Genomic DNA, 21,898 nt, shown 5'->3' with positions numbered 1-21,898 from the left:
CCTGACGCCGCGTCAGGCCCGACCATGAACACATGGCCGACCACTACGAGGCATTCGAGATCAGCCCTGTCCCTGCGCCCGGCCCCGACGTGGCGCCGCCGGAGGTCTTCCGCGGCATCTACGGCATGCCGATGTACGTGACGGTGCCGACCGCGGACCTGTCCGCGTCCGTCGAGTTCTGGACCCGCGGACTCGGGTTCGTCGACCTGTTCACCATGCCGGGCCAGGTCACGCACCTCCGGCGGTGGGCGTTCCAGGACGTCCTGCTCGTCCCGGCCGCCGGGACGGTGGGCATCGGCCTCAGCTGCGTGATGAGCCAGATCGACGAGATCGCGCGGGCGTGCGACGCACTGGTGCCCGGCTCCGCGACGGGACCGCGCAAGATGCCATGGAACGCCCTGGAGCTGAACGTCACCACGCCGGAGAACGCCCGCGTGACCGTCACCGCCGCCCTCCCTCTCACCGCCGACAGCGCCGAGGAACGCCACCTCGACGAGAACGGCTTCATGCTCCCCAAGGCATGAAACCGGACAAGCGTGGCACACTCGACGGCGTGACCAGCACCGCGACGAACGACGACGACGCCACGGAGCTCGGCGGACTCACCGTCGGGGCCGCGGCCGCACACGCGGGAGTCACCGTCCGCACCCTCCACCACTGGGACGCGATCGGACTGGTCCGCCCGTCCGGGCGGACCAGCGGCGGCTACCGGCTCTACTCCGCGACCGACCTCGCCCGCGTCCACCGGGTGCTCATCTACCGCGAGCTCGGTCTGCCGCTCGACGCGATCGGCGAACTCCTCGACGCCCCGGCGACCGACATGACCGTGCCGCTGAGACAACAGCGGGCCCAGCTCCTCGACCGCATCTCCCGCCTGCGGACGATGGTCGACGCGGTCGACCGCATGATCGAAGCCGCGAACGCCGGCATCCTGCTCTCCGCCGAGGAGCAGGTGGCGATCTTCGGGCAGCGCTGGAACCCGTCACTGGCCGCCGGCGCACGCGCCCGATGGGGCGACACGACCCAATGGGCGCAGTACGCCGAACGCGCCGCAGGCATGACCCCCGAAAGGTGGCAGCACATCGCCGGCAACATCGCCTCGCTCGAGCAGGACCTGGCGGCGGCCAAGCGCGCCGGCGTCCGGCCGGGCAGCGCCGAAGCCAACACCCTGGCCGAACGGCACAGGGCCTCGATGGACGTGTACTTCGACTGCACCCATGCCATGCAGGTCTGCCTGGCGAGGAATTACGTCACCGACCCGGGCTTCACGGCGTACTACGACGCCATCGAGCCCGGCCTGACCACCTGGCTCCGCGACATCATCAACGCCAACGCCCGCGACCACGGCATCGACCCCGATACGGCGACGTGGACCTGACCCGCCCACGACCCGGCAGGGCCGACCGCGCCTGCCGAAGGCGTCCGAGCGGCTTTGACGCTCTCGTCACGCCCCTGATCTACTCCCGGCCATGACGACTCTGACCCACCTGCGACCCGCCCCCGTCATCGACGAGACAGCCCGGCTGGTGACCGAGCACTACGTCTTCCCCGAGACCGCCGAGCAGCTCGCCGACCTGCTACGGCGACGCCTCGCCGAGGGCGCCTACGACGTCGGCGACGCCGAGAAACTCGCCCGGCTGGTCACCGCGGACCTGCAGTCCGTCAACGGCGACAAACACCTGAGACTGAAGTACCACGCCGACCCGGTCTCCCCCGAGCAGGGCGCGGCGACCCTGGAATCCATCCGCCGCGACTTCGACACCTCCCTGGGCGGCGCACCTCGCGTGGAGCTGCTCCACGGAGGAGTCGCCGTGGTGGAGCTGGCTCCGATGCTGTTCCCGCTGGACTGGGCCGCCGAGCCCCTGACCGCCGCCCTCACCCTGGCCGCCCGCGCCCAGGCGTTGATCGTCGACCTCCGCGGCAACCGGGGCGGCGACCCGGACACCGTCGCCTTCGTCTGCAGCTACCTCCTGGACGAACGCACCCACCTCAACACCATGTACTGGCGCAGCGGCGAGCGCACCGAACAGTCCTGGAGCCTGCCGCACGTCCCCGGCGCGCGGTTCGGCGGCAGCAAACCGCTGTACGTGCTGTCCAGCGCCACCACCTTCTCCGCCGCCGAGGAACTGACCTACGACCTGCAACAGCTCGGCCGCGCCACCGTCGTCGGCGAACCCACCCGCGGCGGCGCCCACCCCTGCAAAGGCTGGACCGTCCACCCCCACCTGGAAGCCACCGTCCCCACCGGCCGCGCCATCAACCCCGTCTCCGGCACCAACTGGGAGGGCACCGGCGTACAACCGGACGTCCCCTGCCCGGCCCCCGAATCCCTCACCCGAGCACACACCCTGGCCCTCGCCCAACTGACCACCTGACCACCTGACCCCGCCGACAATCCCGCACCGAACAGCGCGGGGTCCTCTGACGTGCGGAGTGGAGCTGGGGAGTTCCCGCCTCCTGTGACGGGTCCGGCGCTCGAGCTCCGTCATGGCCGCGGTGACCGCGCTGACCGTCACCCACGACCAAACGGGCATGCGCCGGCTCCCGTACCACCACCTGGACCGCTGCATGACCGCCCCAGAAGTACCCGCCCTGTGAATCCACCGCCCGCAGGTCATCTCCCGCCTTGGGCGAACGGCGCAGCAAGCCGTCTCCTGGCGAGGCTCCCAACCCACGGAGCGGGGCGAGGAGATCGGCCACCGCAACCTCCTTGGAGGGTTGCGCTAATGACCATCACGGCGGGTGCAGAGCGATACCGGCACTCTCCCGCAACATGATCATTAGACGCGTATCGCACGGTTCCCGGGGACCGGGTCATGCGTACGCTGCCCTGGTGGATAGAGAGACACTCGTTCAACTTCTCGACAGCACAGGAGGAAAAGCATGCCTTGCGTGCCGTCAAGCGCTCACCGCTGGAGCCTATTTCAAAAGGGTGTGGCTCTTTCTCGGTGAGTGCAGCGATCAAGCCGTGAGGGAGTATCCGTCCTGGTAGTCGCTCTGGTGGACACGTTCGTGTTGCCGGGCGAGGTGAAAATGCCAGTACTTCTCAAGATGACCGTTCGCGATCAGAGCGCGGAGTTTCAGCACCGCTTCTGCTCCGGCCAGACCCCAGCGTGCCCCGGCCAGGTCGAATCTGTCTGCGATCAGATGACGGCACGCTCCCTCTATCACGCCGGTCGCGATCGGCCATCCCGCTTCGAGTACCTGGTCGTAGCGCAGGTGCTCGAAGTTGTTGGTCAGGTAGCGGATGCAGGCGTCGATGCCGTCGCGGCGCTGCGCGCCAGCTGTGCTGGCCTGCGCGGTTAGCGCGGTGATGACGTGGCCGGTGTGCCCGGCCAGCAGGGCAAGGGCGTGGCCGGCGACCCAGTCCTCCGCGGCCGGAGCCGCGGGCGGATGCAGGCTCCAGGCGGCAGCCCATAACTTCTCCAGGACGTGCACGAAATCGATCACGACATGGACGCCGATGCCGCGGCGGGCGGCCTCCGCCGCGATCAGATCGAGCTGGTGACGGGCTCCGTCGACGAGCACGACCCAAGGACGGGCATGGCCGGGGTCACGGGCTTCGGCGTGGTCGAAGACCTTGGCGATCACCGGGCCGGGGCCGGTGACGATCGAGCCGCACAGCCACTTACGCATCGCGGACGGCCTGGCCCGTGGCAGGCGCTGCCCGGCCCGGCCGCCAGGTACGGCGATCACATCGTGCGGCCGGCGGGGCGCGGGCTCGGCGTCGTAGACCACCCCGAGGGTGGCCATCCGCTTGCGGGCCGGTTTCTCCCCTGCCGCCAGCCGGGTCCGGAAGGTGGCGCGGGCGCGGGCGGCCTTGGCAGTCGCCGGCCGCAGCGCCTCGGGGCGCATCGCGATGCCCTTGCCGTCCACGCTGATCGCCAGCACCGTGGACGCGATGCACGGAACGGGCGTCTGCGCGGCGTAGAAGGCATCGACATCGACCGCGGCCGCCACGATAGCCTGCTCGATCTGCCGTTTGCCGATCACGCTGCCGCAGCGCGCGACGAGGGAGGCGTGGGCGGCGTCGAACGAGCCGCGCACCGTCTCGATGACCGCCAGCCTGGCCAGCCCGGCCGAGTGCCGCACCGCCGGCAGCGACAAGGCAACATCGGCCGGGTATACGTTGCGCACGCCGGGGGCGCGCCAGGCACATCGGGTGACCGTCACCGTCCCCACGACGGTGGCCAGCAAGCGGTGATGCCCGCTCTCCAGCCGCCGCCGCGCCACGCCGTCCGGCCCGGTCACTCCGGCGGTCGTGGCGTCCTGGCGGTCCTGGCGGGCGTGGTGCGCCTGCTGCCGCTCGCGCAACGCCCGCAGATCAAGGTGTGCTTGCAGCATCTGGCGCTGCAGCTCCTCCTCCCTCCCTCCTCTCGCTGTCCTCCTCTTCCGCTCTCACGGCCCTGCTCGACGATCGTCTCCTCCAGCCGGTCATGGGTCAGCGTCGCGGACGCCGTGCCGGTGAGCTGTCCGATGAGACAGTTGAAGGTGTTCCTCGCCTCCGCAAAGACGTCAGTGGTGACCTCGGTGTCGTACGGTGCCTGCATAGGGCTCTTCTTCCGCCGGGGACATGTGGTTGGCACCTTTGAACCTGACGGCGGAAGAGCCCTGCCGCAATCACCCGCCCGGTGACGAAGCAGATGACGCCGCGATGCCGTCCCGTGACCATCCGTCGCCCTGCCCGGACACCTCACGCGCCACCGGCTCGATCACCATGAACAAGCCCGGTCCTTCCTCCCGGGCCCAGCCGCGTTCCACCAGGCGCTTCAGTTTGGAGCGCAGTCCTTCCCGCTTGGCGGCCTCATCCGGCAAGCCCATTGCCACCGCGATCTGCCCGGCCCGCATCGCCCGCCCGGCATCGGCCATGATCTCCACCGCGTCCCGGTACGCGCGCGGCAGCATCGCCGCACTCATGCCCGCCTGCCACGGCGGCACCGTCACCACACCGAGCACCGCTGGCCGCACCGGCACCGCACCGGCCGCGCTGATCGGGGCCGTTTCGCTGGGCTCAGCGGCCAATTCGGCTGCCTCACCCAAGATCTCCTCCACCGTCTCCCGGGTGATTGCCAGCCGTGACAGCCGATCGTGCTCATCCTCCAGCCGTGACTCCAACGCGGCGATCTGCTCGCGGATCTCCTCGATCCGCTGCCGGGCCACAGCCTCACGCCGTGCCAACTCCTCGAGCAACGAGCCCATCGTCACCACCGCCTCACCGTCTGCACTCACAGTAGAAGGCGGTTCTTGGACGAAACAGTCACGGCCACAAAAGTCCAGCTCAGGCACTCACTGAGAAAGAGCTACACCCATTTCAAAATATGACCGGACCCGGTCGAGGCCCTCCACCTGACCAGGACTTACCAGCGCCGCGCCCATCTCACCCACCGGCTAGAGATCCCATCCCTCGGCTTCGAGGAGGCAGTCACCCAGCTCAGCTCCTACGGACGGCAACACCTCATCCCGGGCATCGTCCGGAACTCGCCTATCACTTTCAGCTTTTCCTAGCTCCGGACGCATCACGTGTGGTCGCCTGCCTTGGCATCAGCCAGCATGCCTGCGAAGTTCATACCCCTGACTGAGACCACGCCCAGAGCTGCGGAATTGTTCATGGACCTGGATCGTCTGGCCGACTTCGAACATCCCCTCACCAATGACGCACCTTTCGACCACACCACGTACCGCGTCGTGGTCTGGTGCGTCCCCGGCTCTTCCCTCCGCGCTCGGTAGGGGGCCGTCGTCGGCTTACGAATGATGCAGCGTTGGGCACGATCAGCCGTACGCCGCCGGTGCCGGCCGTGGGCAGCCGGACACAAAGCGAGAGGCCCGCCACCGCGTTTCCGCTGGTGACGGGCCTCTTCCCGCTGATGTGTCAGGTGCAATGTTCGAACTTGCGTAGGCTGAGCCGACGGTTTCACAGGGCGTCACACGTTCCGGTTCCACTTGCCCACCCACGTGCGGTGGGGCGGTACCCAAGCCATGTACCTCTAAGATCATTCCGGGCATACTCCGGATCATTAGATGGAGCGCGCTGAGTGGTCGTCCCACACGAGCGGGTCAGTGGATGCGCCACTCGTCGGCCGGAATGCAGTCGAACATGGTGTTAGCCAGCCACGATCGCCCCCAGGAACCGCCCGATCTATCGGGAGAGAGGGCCTTCCACCTGTAGAGGACCGGCGCTTTGAACTCGGATCGGCGGTAAACCGGGTGGACTTGGTAGCCACCCGCAACACCAGTGCACGCTCCTCGTGATCACTGACTGATGGCCCCGACAAGTAGGGGCTCGTCGAGGACGCTGGGAGTGAACACCACGCCAGTGATCTTGGCTGCCAGCAAGAACGCACGCGAGATCCTGTTGGTGAACCTGTCATCCCAGGTCGCCTCCCATGCCTCTTTATCCAACTTCTCCGGAGGCAAGCCGGTTTCACGCATGAGCTCGTTGATCCGGTCCGGGTCACTGCCCCACCGAGTGCCTGGCAGGTGCGGCGCGAACCTCGTGACGACCTCGCCATCTACCGCATACACGAAGCTGTCCTCCGCATAATCGTGCCGTCCCACGGTAACCACCTCGCATCCCCGAGACAGCCCGGTCAGCGGCTCGGCCAGCACCGCCTGGAAGCCTCCCGGTTCGACGGCCACGCTCCACTCACCGTGAATCGCCCCGGGTTCGGTGGAGACTTGATCTCTTGAGAGGATCAAGTCCATGCCTGGTAAGTCTCCCTATCCCGCCGAGCTGCGCCGCCGGGCGGTGCGGATGGTCGCCGAGGTGCGGCCGGATTACCCGACCGAGTGGGCCACGATCAACGCGGTGGCGACCAAGCTCGGCATCGGCACCGCGGAGACACTGCGTACCTGGGTCCGCCAGGCGCAGATCGATGAGGGCAGCCGGCCCGGCCGCACGACGGACGAGTCGGCCGAGCTGAAGCGGTTGCGCCGGGAGAACGCCGAACTGCGGCGGGCGAACGAGATCCTGAAGGCCGCATCGGCTTTCTTCGCGGCCGAGCTCGACCGGCCGCACACGCACTCGTGACCTTCATCGACCAGCACGCCGGCGTGTTCGGTGTCGAGCCGATCTGCCGTGTCCTGACCGAGCACGGCTGCCCCATCTCCACCAGCACCTACTACGCCGCCAAGAGGCGCCCGCCCTCGACGCGGGCGGTGCGCGACGCCGAACTGGACGCCCACATCCAGCGCATCCACACCGCCAACTACGGCGTCTACGGCGCCCGCAAAGTCTGGCAGCAACTGCTGCGCGAGGGGCATCGGGTGGCCCGCTGCACCGTCGAGCGCCGGATGCGCGCACTCGGCCTGCACGGCGCCCGGCGGGGCAAGAAGATCCGCACCACCACGCCCGATCCCGGGCACGAGCGGGCGGCCGACCGGCTGCAGCGCGACTTCACCGCCCAGCAGCCGAACGCCACCTGGGTGGCCGACTTCACCCACGTGACGGCCTGGTGCGGGGTGGTCTACGTCGCGTTCGTCGTCGACATCTACTCCCGGGCGATCGTCGGCTGGGCCGCCTCGCTGACCAAGCACACCACGCTCGTGCTGGACGCCCTGGACATGGCCCTGTGGCGGCGTGAGCGCACCGGCCACCCGGCCGGGCCGGGACTGGTTCATCACTCGGACGCGGGCAGTCAATACACCTCTTTCCGGTTCACCACCCATCTGCTGGCGGCCGGCATCGACGCCTCCATCGGCACGGTCGGCGACGCGCTCGACAACGCCCTGATGGAATCGCATATCGGCCTCTACAAGACCGAGCTGATCAAGCCCCGGGGCCCGTGGCGCAGCCTGGCTGAGGTGGAACTGGCCACCGCTGAATGGGTGGCCTGGTTCAACACGACCCGCCTGCACTCAGCCATCGGACACCTCCCGCCCGAGGAGTTCGAGGCGATCTACTACGCTCAGCACCACCCCAACGAAGCCCTAGCAATCAACCGCTGAGGTCTCCATCAAAGCCGGGGCGGTTCACCGACCTGGACGACACCGACATAGTCGTTGCCGACCCCTGCCGACTCCCAAACCTTGACACGGAGTTCATGGAAGGTCATCTCCCGCCCTGGGCGTCCGGCCCCGAAGCGTCGCAGCACCTCAGCAGGTTCGAGCCGCGAAAAAAGGACACACAGAAAATCTCGCCGAGCAGATCCTCACGGTCTCCTACTCCTGGCGAAGCTTCCAACCAACGAAACTGAACGAGGGGGTCGACCACCGCAACCTCCTTTGATGGTTTTACAGCTCGTGACTCTTCTCAAGCCGACACGGCATGCGAGCTGCGACGTAGCCCCACGCGGATACGCAGTGGGCATGATCATTACACGCATATTGCACAGCGATCGAACCTGCGTCCCGGCGTCCTTCTGGGGCATGCCCAGCAGTTGTAGTGGCCGCCGCCGAACCCAGAGCATGCACACGAGGCGCGCGCCAGGACGATCAGCCTGCAGATGTTCTAGACAAAAAGCGCCAGTTTGTATCTGCAACTGGCCCGACACGCACAGTAGGAGGCACCACACATCATCTAGTGGCCCTCACGGAGGCACGAGCCATGGTGCAGCAAATCCTCCTCAGCGCACTCGACACTCCGAGCGATCGAGCCGGGACCATCCTAACCGTCGCGCTATGGATCATCGGCTTCATCGTGTTTTGTGTGGTAGCGGTCGTAGCATGGGGCTTGATCGGGGGCGCCTTCGCCCTAGTCTGGAAGAAGATACCGATAATCGGCGTCGCTTGGGTGATCATCCTCATAGCGTTGCCTTTGTTGGCTTACATCTACAACATCGAGGCCCTCTGGCCGTGGGCATGGGGCAACATCGGCGTGTTCGCGGTTATGTGGTTCGCGGCAGGCGCAACGGGAGCATTTGACGACTGACCCTACTTGATCATCCCGTCTGCCTTCGACCCGCCCGGAGGGGAAGCGGGCCTGGGCCACGGGGTCAAGGTCTGCTCGGCTTGTCCCGGGTCGATGACGGACGGGATGATCAAGCTTCCAGCTCAGCCACTTACGGCCCAGACACCCGACGCGGCGAGCCGTCCTGCACGCAGTCTTGGAGTACGCCGTGGAGTTGGATGAGCTTCGGCAAATCCGCTGCACCGGATCAAGTTGGAAGCCGCCCAAGACCACCGAGACCGTGGATCCACGCATCGTGGTCAATCCTCGACAGGCGCAAGAGCTGCTGACCGCGGTGACCTACATAGGCAGGCGGGGACGCGGGAGGCGGCTCACGGCCTTGTTCGCGTGCATGTACTACGCCGCCCTCCGACCCGCCGAGGCCATTGCCCTGCGTAAGGAGGACTGCGATCTTCCGAAGGCGGACTGGGGACGCCTCCTTATCGACGCCTCCCGGCCGAAGGTCAACACACAGTGGACGGACACCGGCGATGCCCACGAGGAACGCGGACTCAAGCACCGCGGACAGGATGACGTCCGGCCCGTGCCCATCCCGCCGACCTTGGTCAAGATCCTCCGCGACCACATAGCCGAATTCGGGCTCGGTCCGAACGGCCGGCTCTTCCAGAGCGAGCGCGGCGGGGTGGTCGCCTCGACGGCCTACACAGAAGTCTGGCAGGAGGCCCGGAAGCTCGCCTTCACGCCTGCCCAGGTCGCCTCGCCGCTCGCCAAGCGCCCCTACGATCTCCGGCACGCGGCAGTCTCCCTTTGGCTCAACGCAGGCGTTCCGGCCCCGGAGGTAGCCGAGCGGGCGGGCCACAGCGTTGACGTCCTCCTCCGCGTCTACGCCAAGTGCATCGACGGCCAACAGGAGATCGCGAACCGACGAATAGACGACGCACTGGCGGCATGACACGCCACCCACAAGCCGTCGGGCCCCGGATGATCTCCGGGGCCCGTTCGCGTTTCCTGGGGCACACGACCCCCAAAACGCCCGCCTCGACCTGCGAAAACAGCCCCAAGATCATTGCGCATGTATTGCGCGACCACCGACAAACGGCCGCTCAGGGCTGCCTACAGCGACATGCCCCCGAAACGCAGAAGAGGCCCCGTAGGGCCTCTGAGCTGCACTTACTGCTGGTGGCAGGTGCAAGGTTCGAACTTGCGTAGGCTGAGCCGACGGTTTCACAGTCCCATCGCAATAAGCGTCTGACCTGCAGCTTCTCATAGCAGTAAGCCCTTATGGGAACGCCCTGGGAACGATCAAGGCTGAGGACACATCGCACAAGGTAGCGGCCGGTACCGGTGAACCAGTTCATCCCACGTGAGTGGGGAGGACGACTCCGACATCGTCCTCATGACCTGCCACGACGGCTCACCCCCACGTGCGTGGGGAGGACGCCGCGTCATCTGCACCAGGTGTCTCATCGGACGGCTCACCCCCACGTGCGTGGGGAGGACATGCCGGCCATCGCCCTGACGGACGCGCGGATCGGCTCACCCCCACGTGCGTGGGGAGGACGAGGATGCGGACCTCCCCCGGCGCGCGGGTCGCGGCTCACCCCCAAGTGCGTGGGGAGGACGTCTCCTCGTGGCCTTCGCCGTACAGGTGCGTCGGCTCACCCCCAAGTGCGTGGGGAGGACGCGGCGAATCTGGTCGCGGTGGGCGCGGAGGAAGGCTCACCCCCAAGTGCGTGGGGAGGACACTTGCTGACCTGCAGTTATACCAACCCATCACCAAGTCGGTGTCGGGTTTTGACGGCATTCCTACGGACAGACGGACCCTCCTGGACTGCAGGACCCGTAAAGGCTTGTCCGAGAGCGACGATTGATCCACCTTGGCCATGCCCCCGCTTCAGGCCACCGCGGAGCCAAATGCAATCACGCCCTCCGTCCCCAGGGCCGAAGCGTTCTCGTCTGACGAGACATACACGGGCTCGATGAAGCCGGGCGGTTGAGGGCACCCCGGCAGGCAGACGGCAAACGCGACCCCTGAAGATCGTTGGGTGTCTACGCCAGTCGATCAAGAACAGGGGCCGCGTTCGCGTGCCATCATCCCCGATCGACGTGCTCACCCGCCACCTGGAGCACGTCACCATCACCGACCCACCGGCTGACCTGCCCACACTCGCCGAGCTCCTGGACGCCATCCCGGACCCGCGCAGCCGACGAGGCCGCCGCTACCGGCTCGGCCCGCTGCTGGCGATATCCCTGCTCGCCGTGCTCGGCGGCGCAACCTCCCTGACCAAGATCGCCCGATTCATCACCGGATACGACCCCGACCTGCGCGCCCGGGCCGGCCTGCCCGGCACCGTGCGCCTGGCCGCCAGCACCCTAGGACGGCTGCTCGCCCGGCTGGACGGCGACGCCTTCGACACGGCGACCTGCACCTACCTGGCCACACTCGCCGACTGCGGCCCGCCCACCACCGATATCCAACTCCCGGCCCGGACGGCGCTGTCCGGCCTGGCCGTGGACGGCAAGACCCTGCGTGGCAGCCGTACCCCGGACGGTGTCATCCATCTACTGGCCGCCACCCGCCACGACACCCAGACCGTCGTCGCCCAACGGCAGGTCGAGGCCAAGAGCAACGAGATCCCCGCCTTCACACCCCTGCTGTCCCACCTGGACCTGACCGGCGTGGTGGTCACCGCCGACGCCCTGCACACCCAGCACGACCACGCCCACCACGTCATCGCCGCCGGCGGCCACTACTTGTTCATCGTCAAGGGCAACCAGCCCACGCTCCTGCACCGGCTCAAGGCCCTGCCCTGGCGCGAAGCCATCCTCAACGACCGCACCGACCAGACCGCGCACGGCCGCCGCGAGATTCGCCGCATGAAGATCTGCACCACCCGCCCCCACCTGCCCTTCCCGCACGCCGCCCAGGCGATCCAGATCAAACGCCGCCGCACCGACCACCGCACCGGCAAAACCACCATCGTCACCATCTACGCCATCACCGACCTGCCACCAGGCCGGATCACCCACGCCCAACTCGCCGCACTCATCCGCGGCCACTGGAGCATCGAAGCCCTGCACCACATCCGCGACGTCACCTACCGCGAAGACGCCTCCCGCATCCGCACCGGCACCGCACCCCGCATCATGGCCGGCCTCCGCAACCTCGCCATCGGCCTGGCCCGCCTGATCGGCTGGACCAACATCGCCGCCGCCACCGACCACTACCGCAGCCACCCCGCCGACGCTCTTCAGCTACTCGGTTTCATCACATGAGAACGCAACGGCCCTGCCTCCGTCCCTTCAACGGATTTTGTCGGCACTCGACTCTACTGTGTGGACTCTTGGCCAGTGGCTGGTGCAGTGGGCTGCTGATCGTCATTTGGATGCTGCCGGATTGAGGACTCGGATGAGCGAAACAGACATCGATCTCGCTCTGTGGGGCAAGTCGCGAGGGCTGCCGTCCCCCTACCCGTTGGCTTGTCACCTCTGGCCTTCCCCTCATAACGTGGAGACCGAACCGGAAGAGGTTTGGTCGTGACAGGAGTCACGCGGCGGCGCTTTGATCCGGAGTTCCGGGCGGGCGCGGTGCGTATCGTGAAGGAAACCGCTAAGCCCGTGGCCCAGGTGGCGCGGGATCTGGGGATCAGCCCGTACACGTTGCACAATTGGGTGCAGATGGACCGGCTGAACGAGCAGTACAACGGCGACGGGGGCAAGACGCTGGAGGAGTCCGAGCAGGAGGAGCTGGCCCGGCTGCGGCGGGAGAAGGCCGAGCTGGTCAAGCAGCACGCCAAGGAGCGGACGGCGTGGGAGAAGGAACGCGCCGAGCTGGAAGATGAGCGTGATGTCCTCAAGCGTTCCGTGGTCTTGTGGGTCAAAGAGGCGATGGGCCGGTAAGCGTGGCGGCCTTCATCAGCTCCCAGAAGACCGAGTACGACATCGACCACATCACCTCCTGCCGGGCGCTGGGGGTGTCGCAGTCGTGGTTCTACAAGTGGAAGAACCGCATCGGCCGGGACACACCCACCACTCGCCAGCAGCGGCGAGCCGACCTGGACGCCGAGATCACCCGCTGTTTCAACGCCTCAGGCGGCACCTACGGCTCGCCGCGGATCACCTGTGACCTGCATGAGGCGGGCTGGCGGGTGTCGGAGAACACGGTCGCAGCAAGGATGGCCGAGCTCGGCCTGGTCGCCCGCAAGCGGCGCAGGCCGCGCTCGCTGACCCGGCAGGGCAGACGGCCGGCCGCCCCGGACCTGGTCCGCCGCCGGTTCGACGCGGTGGCGCCGGACGTGCTGTGGTGCGGCGACGTCACCCAGATCGACACCGACGAGGGCAAGCTGTATCTAGCCACCGTCGAGGACCTGTTCTCCCGCCGGCTGCTCGGCTATGCCCTGTCCGAACACCACGATGCCGCGCTGACCTGCGCCTCGCTGCAGATGGCGGTGGCCACCCGCGGCGGCGATGTGGACGGGGTGATCTTCCACTCCGATCGCGGCTCGGAATACACTGCGGCTCGCTACCAGGAGCTTTGCCAGCGCCTGGGCGTGGTGCAGTCCATGGGCCGGGTCGGCTGCGCGCTGGACAACGCCGCGGCTGAGGCGTTCAACAGCACACTGAAGGTTGAGTACGTGCACCGCCATCGCTTCCGCACCCGGACCGAGGCGCGCCTGAAGATCGCGACCTGGATTGCCGACTTCTACAACACCATTCGGCGGCATAGCGCCAACGACGACCTGCCGCCCATCACATTCGAACGTCACATGATCGAGAAGAGACACGCCTCATCGGCCCTGCTGAGGGCCACTGTGGCATAGAACCGTCTCCACGCTTTCAGGGGATTGACAGCGACGACTTCCCGTTCATCCCGAACGATCTGCAGCTCTCAGTGAGCGAGCAACTGCCGGCCCTGCTCAGCAGCAACCCCGGCCTGTTACTGATCACTGCGCCGATGGGCGAGGGCAAGACGGAGACCGCGCTGCACGCGGGACGTCTGATGGGCGAGGCAGCGCACATGCCTGGCTACTTCATCGGCCTCCCCACCATGGCGACCTCAGACCAGATGCTCCGGCGGGTGGATGAGTTCCGAGGCCGCCGCGTCGAAGGAGCCACCTCGCTGACGCTGTTGCACGGCATGGCCTGGCTGAACAGCGCATACACAGCCGAAGGCGACGAAGCCCAGGTGGTGACGGGCGATCCCATGGCGACCCCCTGGTTGCGCGGAAGCAAACGAGGACTTCTGGCGAATCTCTCGGTGGGGACCATCGACCAAGCGCTCATGGCCGTGCTACGCGGACGGCACAACGTGCTACGTATGCTCGGCTTGGCAGGCAAGGTGTTGGTGATCGATGAGGTCCACGCCTACGACGCCTACATGCAGGGCCTGCTCAAGGTCCTGCTGGAGTGGCTCGGGTTGTTGAAGGTGCCCGTTGTCCTCCTGTCAGCGACGCTGCCCGTGGCCACGGGCCGGCGCCTGGCGGAGGCGTACCTGGCCGGCGCCGGCTACAAGAACAACAAGGTGCCCCAGCTGACCTATCCGGGCTGGCTGTACGTCAGCCCGACCGCGGCGCAGTCCGTACCGGTCAAGAGCCGGGAGCGAAGGCTGCACGTCGATCTGCACAAGGTTCCGCTCGACGCGAGGCAGCGCCTGCGGCGAACGACGACATTGCGCCAGGTGTTGCACCCTCTTGTGCAGCAGGGCGGTTGTGCGGCCGTCATCTGCAACACGGTGGCGGAAGCGCAACGCACGTATCTGGACTTGAGGTCATGGCTCGGTGAACAGGAGGGTGCCGTCCCGGCGCTCCGCTTGTTGCACTAACGTTCCCCGCCTGCCGTCGAGCAGAGGCGACCGAGGAGGCCGTGCGCTGGTTCGGCAAGGACGCCCAGGATGCTCGCCCGACCGCGGCGATCCTCGTCGCCACACAGGTGATCGAACAATCCCTGGATCTGGACTTCGACCTCGTGATCAGCGACTTGGCGCCGATGGCCATGCTGCTGCAGCGGGCCGGCCGCTGCCAGCGGCATAAGCAGTACGACAAGTGGCGGCCAAGCTGGGCCGTCGACCGAGAAGAGCACGAAGCGGACGTACAGCTACGGCCGAGGATGACTCTCGTGGTGCTGACACCGGTCGACGAGTCGGGGGCACTGCAGATACCCCGGTCATGGCCGTTCGTATATCCCGCCGCGCTACTACGCCGTACCTGGAGCGCCCTCACGGCTCTGTCTGCGGGTCAGGTGGCCATCCCGGACGACGTCCAGAAACTCGTTGACCAGGTGTACGACGAAGGTTTCGGTGACGCGGCCTCCGCTCCCCGTGAGGAAGACCTCGCCCGGCTCGCGGACGAGCAGACCAAGGACCTGTACGCCAAGATGGCCGCCATCCCGGTGCCCAGCGCCGTGGATGATCTGAGCCAGCTCACCGGCGATGACTTCGTGACCGAATACTCCACGCGGCTCGGCGCGGACTCTGGCCGCGTGGTGTGCTGCACAACCGGTGCCGAGGGACAGCTCATGCTCGGGGACCGGCCGCTGCCGGTGAAGCCGAACGGCAGGAAGGGTAACCGCACCTGGTTCACCAAGGATCAGGTACGTCAGGTGCTTCTGCACGCCATCCCTGTTCCAGGGAATTGGCTACGAGGGCGATCTGAAAGCGACGCCACTCCTGAGTCCTGGAGTGACAGCGCACATCTGCGTGACCTCGTCGTAGTCCGGCTGACTGACCCGCAGTCGTCCGGTGCGCTCGGCGAGCGGGAAGTGTGGCTCTCCCCAGAGCTTGGGCTGTCAGAGTTCAGCAGCGATGACCGCGATGCAACCACGGACAACGCCCCATCCCTTGAGCACGACGAGCCGTAACGGACCAGCACTGACGATCGAAACCATAGCGCTGCTCTACGTCACTCCCGAACCACCCGTAGCTACATCCCCAAGCCTACCGATCGAAAGGCGGACCGAACGTGCCACCTCCCCCGATCGCCGGTCCGCCCGAGGCCCCTGGTTATGACCTCCTGGAGCGTTCTTGGTTGCCCGTACGAGAAGGCCCTCAGCAGCGCAAGGTCGGGCTGCGGGAGCTCTTCGGCACCGCACACGAGCTGACGGACATCGAGGCATCTCCTCCCCCCGCCGCCGCCGGGCTGTGGCGAGTGCTCACCGTGATCGCCGCCCGCATCACCGGCCTGGACGACATGACCTGCGGGAGCGACAGGTGGAACGACCTCCAGGCCGACGTGCTGGAAAAGGGCCGTTTCGACCCGGACAAGGCCGAGGACTACTTCGACAAGTACGCACACCGGTTCAACCTCTTCGACCTGAGCCGGCCCTGGCTGCAGGACCCCCGCCTTCGTGACCAGTGCAAGACGAGCTCCGGGGTGAACAAGCTCGTCATGTCCAGGCCGGCCGGCAACAACCAGGTCTGGTTCAACCATTCGACAGCCCTGAACCCCCCTCCGCTGCCCACAGAAGATGCGATCTTCCACCTGCTGACCCAGCTGTACTACGGACCCTCCGGGCAATGCACCCCACGAACGGCCGGCACGGTATCCGGCGGGAACAGCAAGGCCGGCCCGCTGCGGCGGACGGTCTCATTCCATCCCGTGGGGACCAGTGTCTTCGAATCCCTGGTGGCGGGTATCCCGCCGGCGCACCACTTCGCCACAGGGGGCACCGACCGAGCCCCCTGGGAGGCACACGACCTGCCTGACCCCACACGCCTGGCCCCGTGTCCCAGCGGCCTGGGCGGGGTGCTCACGGGCCGTTTCCAACATGCGGTCCTCCTCGAGGGCTCTCCCGATGGCGCACACGTCGCCGACGCCTGGATCACCTGGGCGTGGCGAGACGAAGAGTTCCCAGCGGAAGACCCGTACCTCATCTATCAACAGAGCAAGGACGGTAACCGCTACGCGCGGCAGGCCGACAGCAATCGCGCACTGTGACGGGACTTCGACGCCCTGATCATGGAGGACACCGGGGACAACCATGCGCGTCGCCCGATGGTCCTGGCCGCCGTCGAAGACCTGCGCCTGTTCCTCCTGCCGAGTCTCAGAGCACGCGCTTTCGGCTTCGACCAGGACGGCCAGACACGGGACAAGGAGTGGACGGTCGGCGTGACGCCGGCCCTGCTCGGCCTGGCGAAGGAAGACGGCGTGCCGGCGGCCATCAGCACTATGCGGCAGACAGCCGAGAAGCTGGAATCGCAGCTTCGGTACGCGCTGCGACAGGCATGGATCGCCATCAACGATCCGTCCAACGGCAACGGCAAGCCTGCGCGCAAGGACATCCCCGAGGGCCCCTGGCCGGCTGACGGCTCGTTCCGCTACTGGCCGCGAGCCGAGCGGCTCTTTTGGCAGCGAGTGCGCACGCGGGCCTTTGACGACGCAGCACAGCAGCTCCTCAAGCTGGCCCTGATGGTTTACGACGAGGTGACCGATCAGGCCGCTGTTCTTCCCCGTGTCCGGCGCGCTGTCGAACTCAAGCGTGGCCTCATCCGCTTCGCCCTGAAGCGCAAAGGCGAACCTAACGACTGAAGGGAGGTGGGGTGATGGCGGTTTCGCTGGAGACAGCGGACAAGTACGTCACCTACATCCACAAGAAAGTCACCGCTCCCGGCAGCAGGGCGGCGTTGCGTCGGAGCCTGGGACGACCGGTGGACGATGCCGCGACCCGTCGAGCGCATTCTGTGGTCGCCGCGTGGCTGCCGTCGGAGCGAACGCGATCGGCTGTCGAGAACGCCTACTACGGAGTCGCGGCCATGATCGCGGCCCAGCCTCGCCGACGTGATGAGCAGGCGGACGCAGAGGACGTTCCTCCACTCGTCCAGGACGAGTCCGCGAACGAACCGGAAGCCGCGCGCAAGAAGACCGAACGTCCGTCCGTCAGCCTGGGAGCCACGCTCGGCACTGCCGTCCGCGACAAGAAGCTCAACCGCGACACCGTAGAAGCTCGGCTGCACCTGCTGTGCCGTCAGGACGTCTCCGGTCTTCACCGCAAGCTGCCCTCCGTGGTCCGTCAACTGGCGACCAAGGAGATCGACCCCGACTGGGGCCGGCTGCTGCGCGACCTCAGCCGGTGGGAGCACGATCGCAATCTGGTGACCAAGAGATGGCTCCAGGACTTCTACCGCCGCGCCGACGCGCCAGAGCCGCCCAACGCCGACGACCAATCCGAGAGCGAGGACCAGTGACCACCCCCCGATACCTCGACGTGCACATCCTCCAGACCGTGCCGTTCGCCAACCTCAACCGCGACGACCTCGGATCCCCCAAGAGCCTGGTTTACGGCGGCGCCACACGTACCCGCGTCTCCAGCCAGTGCTGGAAGCGCGCTGTCCGTCTGGACGTGGAACGAGCCATCGGCGACCCTGCCGTCCGTACGCGGCGTGTGCCGGCCGAGGTCGCCGCCCGGCTCCAGGACCGGGGCTGGTCCGAGGAGGCCGCCATCGCGGCCGGCGCCCAGGTGGTGCTGTCGGCGAACAAGAAAGACGGACTCAAGCTCGAGGACAAGGGCGGCACCTCCGTGCTGCTGTACCTGCCCAGGGCGGCGCTGGACGCGCTGGCAGACCTGGCCGACGAGCACCGGCAGGCCATCGAGCAGACGGTCGGCGTCAAGAAGCCCAAGGCCGCGCTGCCCGTGGACAAGGTCGGCGAGCTGCTGTCGGAGCGTAACGGCGTTATCAACCTGTTCGGCCGCATGTTGGCCGAACTTCCGGGCGCCGGCGTCGCGGGGGTCGTCCAAGTCGCGCACGCCTTCACCACGCACGAGGTGGCTCCGGAGATCGACTTCTTCACCGCGGTGGACGACTGCCTCCCCGAGGACGAGGTCGGCAGCGGGCACATGAACAGCGCCGAGTTCAGCGCGGGAGTCTTCTACCGCTACGCCAGCCTGGACCTCGTCGGACTGCGCGACAACCTGGGCGGTGACCTCGCCATGGCCGAAGAACTGACCAAGGCGTTCCTGACGGCGTTCATCTCCTCCCTCCCGACCGGGAAGCAGACGGCCTCGGCCGCCAACACCCTGCCTGACCTGGTTCACGTCGCCGTACGCGCTGACCGGCCGATCTCCTTCGCCGCTGCCTTCGAAGCACCGGTACGCGCTGAGCGCGGCCTCGCCGCTCCCTCACGCGAGCAGCTCAGCCACCACGCCGGCCGGCTGGAGAAACTGTGGAACACCACCGGAATCATCGACCACGCGTACGCATGCATCGATGAGAAGCCGCTGACGGGGCTCGGCGACCCCATGGACTCCTACCTCCAGCTCATCGAGCGGGCGGTGACCGCGGCGCACGGCGGAGCCGCGGCATGAGCGGTCTGGTGCTGCGGCTCGCCGGGCCGCTGCAGTCGTGGGGCGAGCACAGCGTCTTCGCCCAGCGCGACACGCTGCGCTTCCCGACCCGCTCGGGCCTCATCGGCCTCCTGGCCAGCGCCGAGGGTTTCGAACGCGGACGGTCCCTGACCGGTTACGAGGGTCTGCGGTTCACCGTCAGGATCGATCGTCCCGGCGTTCGTCTGCTGGATTTCCACACGATCGGCGGCGGCATGTCGCGTGGCGTGCCGCGGCCCGACGGCACCCAGCGACCACAGGGGACGGCCACCATGGTGACCCGGCGCCAGTACCTCTCGGACGCCGTCTTCACCGTGGCCGTCGAGGGACCGGACGAGCGGCTGGCCGAGATCGCAGAAGCGTTGCGGCAGCCGCGCTGGCAACCGTACCTGGGCAGACGCTCATGCCCGCCCGACCAGCCTCTGCTGCTGAGCAGCACTGCCGCTGACCCGGTGGCGGACCTGCGGACCCGAGTGCCCATAGCGCGAGCTCTTCGCGGATCTGATCAGCCGGAGGCGGAGTTCGTCACGGAGTCCGCCGAAGAGACGGCCGACTCCGTCACCGAATTGGCCGACGTTCCGGAGAGTTTCAGCCGTTGCGACCGGCGCTACCGGACCAGAGCAGTCAGCATCACCACGCAAGCCGTCGCTGATGGGCTGTTCGTCAGCGGTGCGGCGTTCTGGGACTGCCTCGTCGACTACATCGGCGAGGAGGGAGCACGATGACCGCCTGGCTGATGCGCATCCTTCCCGACCTCACCCGCCGGGATGTCAACAACGACCTGCGCGACCCGGACCGGTTGCACAAGCGGCTGATGTTGCTCGTGCCGGACGACATCGGCGACCGGGCGCGTGCCACGGCGGGAGTGCTGTTCCGCGTCGAGGAAACCCGCCAGGGCACCCAACTGCTCGTGCAGAGCAGCATGAAGCCCGAGCTGGAACGGCTACCGGACGGCTACGGCGAGATCAGCGTGCGGGAACTGGGCACGCTGCTCGGCAACCTGCGCGCCGGCCTGCGGGTGCAGTACCGCATCGCCGCCAACCCGTCCAAGAGGCTGGGCAAGAGCGCGGGCGAGAACGCCGGGAAGATCCAAGCTCTGCGGGGCCCGGACGCCGAGGAGTGGTGGGGGGCCAAGGCGGCCGGCCACGGCCTGGCCGTCGCGACCGTCCAAGCTCTGTCCGAGCGCGACATCCGTGCGAAGGGCAGCGTCCGTCACGCGGTGGTTCGCTTCGACGGCAGCGGTGTGGTCACCGACCCTGACGCGCTGCGTGCGGCGGTGCTCAGTGGTATCGGCCGCGGGAAGAGCTACGGCTGCGGCCTGCTCAGCCTGGCTGTGGCCCGGTGAGCGCGAACGCGCGCCGCAAGCTGGCCTCGCCCACGCTGGCCATGCTGCCGCGGGTGGCCGACTCGCTCTCGTTCCTGTACGCCGAGGCGGTCCGTATCGTGCAGGACGACACGGGCGTCTGTGCTCAAGTCGCCTCCCGCAACGGGACCGATCGTGTCTACCTCCCGACCGCCTCCCTGGCGTGCATCCTGCTCGGCCCTGGGACGTCCATCACGCAGCCGGCCATGGCCACGATCGCCCGGCACGGGACCTCTCTGGTATGCGTCGGCGCCGGCGGCGTACGCAGCTACGCGGGCATCGTGCCGTCGTCGCTCACCACTGCCTGGCTAGAGAAGCAGGTCCGTGCATGGGCCAGTGACGACCTGAGCCTGCAAGTGGCGGTGCGCATGTACGAGATGCGGTTCGGCCAGTCAACAGCCCCTCCGGGCGCCACGCTTGCCCAGCTACGCGGCCTGGAAGGACAGCGGATCAAGGCGCTGTACCGGATGATGGCCATCAAATACCGGCTCAAGCGCTTCACCCGCAACTACGACCCCGACTCCTGGGACGACCAGGACCCCGTGAACAAAGCGCTGTCGGGAGCCAATGCCTGTATGTACGGCGTCGTTCACGCAGCCGTCCTGGCGCTGGGCTGCTCCCCAGCTCTTGGGTTCATCCACAGCGGCACCCAAATGGCGTTCGTCTACGACGTGGCCGACCTGTACAAGGCGCGCGTCACCATCCCGATGGCCTTCTCGCTGTACAGCTCGCAGGACCCTGAGCGAGAGGCACGTAGGCGGCTTCGTGAGGAGTTTCGAGCGCTCAAGCTCATGCCGCAGATCGTTCGCGATATCCAAAGCCTGCTGGACCCTGACAGCAGCAGCGGCAACGACTCCGGCGATCGGACAACGGACCTGGTCCACCTGTGGGACCCGGACGCCGGCGCGCTGCCCGCAGGGGTCAACTACGGATACGAGTTCATCGATGTTCCACTGGAGTGACTGATGGCATCGATGATCGTCATCTCCACCACCGCCGTCCCCGATCATGTCGGTGGAGCGCTGTCACGGTGGCTCATAGAACCGTGCCCGGGTCTCTTCGTGGGTACAGTCTCTGCTCGGGTCCGCGATGAACTGTGGGCTGCGGTCAGCGCGAGCGTGGGCGAGGGCATGGCGGTGCTGATCCACCCTGCCGACAACGAGCAGGGATTCACCATGCAGACATCGGGACAGCGACGGCGTCACGTGGTCGACTTCGACGGCCTCCAGCTCATCAAGTTCGCCGCTGCCACTGGGCCGCAGCTTGTTCAGGGAGAAACGCATGTGAACATGTGAAACAGCAGGCCACGAAGGGTCCTCCCCACGCACGTGGGGGTGTTCCGGCCCCCTTGCGGTCACCGAACGGCAGAGGGCCGT

19 protein-coding genes, 3 pseudogenes and 1 CRISPR repeat array are annotated in these 21,898 nt (G+C 67.2%); of the genes and pseudogenes, 19 read left to right on the top strand and 3 right to left on the bottom strand.

What is annotated here, in order from left to right:
• Nucleotides 1–32: 32 nt before the first annotated feature.
• The 3 genes from MF672_RS13425 to MF672_RS13415 all read left to right on the top strand — a co-directional run bounded on the left by MF672_RS13425 (nt 33) and on the right by MF672_RS13415 (nt 2,375).
• Entirely contained in the window at nt 33–524 is a 492-nt protein-coding gene (locus MF672_RS13425; RefSeq protein ID WP_242383533.1) for a VOC family protein, read from the top strand.
• 29 nt (nt 525–553) lie between these two features.
• On the top strand, nt 554–1,378 hold the full coding sequence (locus MF672_RS13420; RefSeq protein WP_242383534.1) for a MerR family transcriptional regulator: 825 nt from the start codon (nt 554–556) through the stop codon (nt 1,376–1,378).
• A 91-nt stretch (nt 1,379–1,469) separates the two neighbouring features.
• Complete coding sequence (locus MF672_RS13415; RefSeq protein ID WP_242383535.1) at nt 1,470–2,375, top strand: S41 family peptidase; 906 nt, start codon at nt 1,470–1,472, stop codon at nt 2,373–2,375.
• A 586-nt stretch (nt 2,376–2,961) separates the two neighbouring features.
• Here MF672_RS13415 and MF672_RS13410 read toward each other — a convergent pair.
• From MF672_RS13410 to MF672_RS13400, 3 genes and pseudogenes are all read right to left on the bottom strand, one after another.
• Nucleotides 2,962–4,550, bottom strand: a pseudogene (locus MF672_RS13410) (ISKra4 family transposase).
• 70 nt (nt 4,551–4,620) lie between these two features.
• Nucleotides 4,621–5,208, bottom strand: coding sequence for a hypothetical protein (locus MF672_RS13405; RefSeq protein WP_242384119.1), 588 nt, complete (start codon nt 5,206–5,208; stop codon nt 4,621–4,623).
• Nucleotides 5,209–6,249: 1,041 nt separating this feature from the next.
• Complete coding sequence (locus tag MF672_RS13400) at nt 6,250–6,702, bottom strand: DUF6461 domain-containing protein (protein ID WP_247815239.1); 453 nt, start codon at nt 6,700–6,702, stop codon at nt 6,250–6,252.
• On the opposite strand from MF672_RS13400, the gene MF672_RS13395 reads away from it, so the two are divergent.
• The 16 genes and pseudogenes from MF672_RS13395 (at nt 6,701) to cas2e (ending at nt 21,817) form a co-directional block, all read left to right on the top strand.
• Nucleotides 6,701–7,944 (top strand): IS3 family transposase gene (locus tag MF672_RS13395; protein WP_247815177.1). Its coding sequence is split into 2 segments (ribosomal slippage): nt 6,701–6,983 and nt 6,983–7,944, totalling 1,245 coding nucleotides; the frame shifts between segments, so codons are not numbered across the junction. The two genes, MF672_RS13400 and MF672_RS13395, sit on opposite strands and share 2 nt — an antisense overlap.
• A 598-nt stretch (nt 7,945–8,542) precedes the next feature.
• Nucleotides 8,543–8,866 (top strand): hypothetical protein, encoded by a 324-nt coding sequence (locus tag MF672_RS13390; RefSeq protein ID WP_242384078.1) that lies wholly within the window; start codon nt 8,543–8,545, stop codon nt 8,864–8,866.
• A gap of 187 nt (nt 8,867–9,053) precedes the next feature.
• On the top strand, nt 9,054–9,797 hold the full coding sequence (locus tag MF672_RS13385; protein ID WP_308210485.1) for a tyrosine-type recombinase/integrase: 744 nt from the start codon (nt 9,054–9,056) through the stop codon (nt 9,795–9,797).
• 459 nt (nt 9,798–10,256) lie between these two features.
• Nucleotides 10,257–10,589: direct repeats of the CRISPR family, unit length 28 nt; unit sequence GGCTCACCCCCAAGTGCGTGGGGAGGAC.
• A 341-nt stretch (nt 10,590–10,930) separates the two neighbouring features.
• Nucleotides 10,931–12,121, top strand: coding sequence for an ISAs1 family transposase (locus tag MF672_RS13380; protein WP_247815238.1), 1,191 nt, complete (start codon nt 10,931–10,933; stop codon nt 12,119–12,121).
• A gap of 261 nt (nt 12,122–12,382) precedes the next feature.
• Nucleotides 12,383–12,745, top strand: coding sequence for a transposase (locus MF672_RS13375; protein WP_302893203.1), 363 nt, complete (start codon nt 12,383–12,385; stop codon nt 12,743–12,745).
• A 2-nt stretch (nt 12,746–12,747) separates the two neighbouring features.
• Nucleotides 12,748–13,665: an IS3 family transposase gene (locus tag MF672_RS13370; protein WP_242382951.1), complete on the top strand. Its 918-nt coding sequence runs from the start codon at nt 12,748–12,750 to the stop codon at nt 13,663–13,665.
• A gap of 71 nt (nt 13,666–13,736) precedes the next feature.
• On the top strand, nt 13,737–14,666 hold the full coding sequence (gene cas3, locus MF672_RS13365) for a CRISPR-associated helicase Cas3' (protein WP_242382949.1): 930 nt from the start codon (nt 13,737–13,739) through the stop codon (nt 14,664–14,666).
• A gap of 11 nt (nt 14,667–14,677) precedes the next feature.
• Nucleotides 14,678–14,866: pseudogene (locus MF672_RS52095) on the top strand (hypothetical protein); the annotation flags it as partial.
• A gap of 84 nt (nt 14,867–14,950) precedes the next feature.
• Nucleotides 14,951–15,700, top strand: coding sequence for a hypothetical protein (locus MF672_RS13360; RefSeq protein WP_507161376.1), 750 nt, complete (start codon nt 14,951–14,953; stop codon nt 15,698–15,700).
• Between the two features lie 101 nt (nt 15,701–15,801).
• A pseudogene (gene casA / locus MF672_RS13355) lies at nt 15,802–17,367 on the top strand (type I-E CRISPR-associated protein Cse1/CasA).
• A gap of 14 nt (nt 17,368–17,381) precedes the next feature.
• Nucleotides 17,382–18,023, top strand: a complete 642-nt coding sequence (casB, locus tag MF672_RS13350) for a type I-E CRISPR-associated protein Cse2/CasB (RefSeq protein WP_242382945.1) — start codon at nt 17,382–17,384, stop codon at nt 18,021–18,023.
• A complete protein-coding gene (gene cas7e / locus MF672_RS13345) occupies nt 18,020–19,141 on the top strand; it encodes a type I-E CRISPR-associated protein Cas7/Cse4/CasC (RefSeq protein WP_302893202.1) in 1,122 nt (373 codons plus the stop codon). Before casB ends, cas7e begins: the two co-directional genes overlap by 4 nt.
• The gene (gene cas5e, locus MF672_RS13340; protein ID WP_242382941.1) at nt 19,138–19,884 is read left to right on the top strand and encodes a type I-E CRISPR-associated protein Cas5/CasD; all 747 of its coding nucleotides are present in this window, start codon (nt 19,138–19,140) and stop codon (nt 19,882–19,884) included. Before cas7e ends, cas5e begins: the two co-directional genes overlap by 4 nt.
• Entirely contained in the window at nt 19,881–20,504 is a 624-nt protein-coding gene (gene cas6e, locus MF672_RS13335) for a type I-E CRISPR-associated protein Cas6/Cse3/CasE (protein ID WP_242382939.1), read from the top strand. Before cas5e ends, cas6e begins: the two co-directional genes overlap by 4 nt.
• Entirely contained in the window at nt 20,501–21,484 is a 984-nt protein-coding gene (cas1e, locus tag MF672_RS13330; RefSeq protein WP_242382936.1) for a type I-E CRISPR-associated endonuclease Cas1e, read from the top strand. The genes cas6e and cas1e overlap by 4 nt, the downstream gene beginning before the upstream one ends.
• A gap of 3 nt (nt 21,485–21,487) precedes the next feature.
• A complete protein-coding gene (gene cas2e / locus MF672_RS13325) occupies nt 21,488–21,817 on the top strand; it encodes a type I-E CRISPR-associated endoribonuclease Cas2e (protein ID WP_242382935.1) in 330 nt (109 codons plus the stop codon).
• Nucleotides 21,818–21,898 lie beyond the last annotated feature (81 nt).

Source organism: Actinomadura luzonensis, assembly GCF_022664455.2.
Classification (GTDB): Bacteria; Actinomycetota; Actinomycetes; order Streptosporangiales; family Streptosporangiaceae; genus Nonomuraea; species Nonomuraea luzonensis.
The sequence above is the reverse complement of the archived record's forward strand: the minus strand, read 5'-3'. Positions and strand labels throughout refer to the sequence as shown.